Annotated in this window: 2 protein-coding genes and 1 pseudogene; all 3 read left to right on the top strand. The window is 36.7% G+C overall.

Going from position 1 to position 1,383, the window contains the following annotated elements:
- A partial coding sequence (locus tag LB467_RS18570) for a hypothetical protein (RefSeq protein WP_224475648.1) occupies nucleotides 1–462 on the top strand: 462 nt, incomplete at its 5' end.
- A 172-nt stretch (nucleotides 463–634) separates the two neighbouring features.
- Nucleotides 635–913, top strand: a complete 279-nt coding sequence (gene tnpA, locus LB467_RS18565) for an IS66 family insertion sequence element accessory protein TnpA (RefSeq protein WP_079719250.1) — start codon at nucleotides 635–637, stop codon at nucleotides 911–913.
- A gap of 105 nt (nucleotides 914–1,018) precedes the next feature.
- Nucleotides 1,019–1,255 (top strand): annotated as a pseudogene (tnpB, locus tag LB467_RS19500) (IS66 family insertion sequence element accessory protein TnpB); the annotation flags it as partial.
- Between the last annotated feature and the right edge of the window lie 128 nt (nucleotides 1,256–1,383).

The following is a 1,383-nucleotide window of genomic DNA, read 5'->3' as shown; positions in this document are numbered from 1 at the left end:
TGTTCTTTGATCGCTTCAATAGCTACTTTAGCCTTGAAAGAGGCACTGAATTTTCTTCTTGGTGTTTTCATTTTGACAGGGTTAATTTACAACTTAATTTCCTGTCCTATATTTGGGGAGTATTATAATTCAGAAAAATTAAAAAAATATAAATTCAAGGAATTGACAGATTACCTGATTTCTGGAAATAATATCAGGTTCATGATTTACATAAGTTACTTTATTTACTTGCTTTTATTTAACATTTTTGATCTTCAAAATCAAAACCTTTATAGTAATTCTATGATTGATAAAGCCGTTTTACAATCCTTTATTACTTTCATAGCCTTTGACAATGTCTTAAAAAATTTCAAAAATTTAGAATTCAAACCATCAGAATTATTCAATAGAATTCTTCTTTCAATTACTGGAGAAGATAAAAAAGAAGAAAAAACTAAAGAAACAGCAGGTAACACGACATAACTAATACTCAAACTTGTCTCAAAACGAAATCCTGTACTTACTTAGCGGTTCTTCCTATGGACTATAGAACTCAACAGATTGTACTGTTTTAAAGTATCCACCCCACCAACTGCATCTTGATTAGCTGACTTTCTACCGATAGCTTTGCAGCTGCTCTAAATTAATATTTATCATGAGCAAACAGGAAGAAATGTACACTTTAGTTAATGAATATCGCAATAGCGGCCTTTCGGCAAAAGCCTTTAGCAAAGAAAAAGGGATCAGTCCTTCCACCTTTTGTTACTGGATCCGCAAGAAGAAAGATGAAGATCAACCCGGGGGATTTGTAGAAGTTACCAAGGGATTAAACTCCTCATCAGGTGAGCTGGAACTTATTTATCCCAACGGGGTCAAACTCCAAATGAATGCTGCGGACCTGGGACTTATTGCCCGGTTAGTTAAGCTGTATTAATGTTCTCCTTAGGTTCCTCCCATAATTATCACTTTTATCGTAAGTCTTGTGATATGAGAAAATCCTTTAATGGTCTGAGCGGATTGGTGAAAAAATGAACTCAAAAGGGAGCCTACCAGCGGTGATGTGTTCGTTTTTCTTAATCGGAATCGCACCCATCTCAAGCTGCTTCACTGGGAGCGGGGCGGCTTTGTTTTATACTACAAACGCCTGGAGCGCGGAAGCTTCACTCCGCCCGTTATTAAAGAAGATCAGACCAGTTTTACCTGGACGCAATTGGTACTGATGATAGAGGGTATTACGGTTGAAAAAAGTGTTCAGAAACTGCGCTATTCTCACTAGGAAATAATGGTGTTTTATCAGTAAAAACAGGGGTTCGCGGTAGGTTTAATAGGTCTGTTTTTGTATATTTAACCCATGCAAGAACCCTTAGAAAACCTTACTAAAGATCAGCTTTTGGCACTCCTGAA

The sequence above is a fragment of the Salegentibacter tibetensis genome (assembly GCF_020164485.1).
Lineage (GTDB): Bacteria > Bacteroidota > Bacteroidia > Flavobacteriales > Flavobacteriaceae > Salegentibacter > Salegentibacter tibetensis.
The sequence above is the reverse complement of the archived record's forward strand: the minus strand, read 5'-3'. Positions and strand labels throughout refer to the sequence as shown.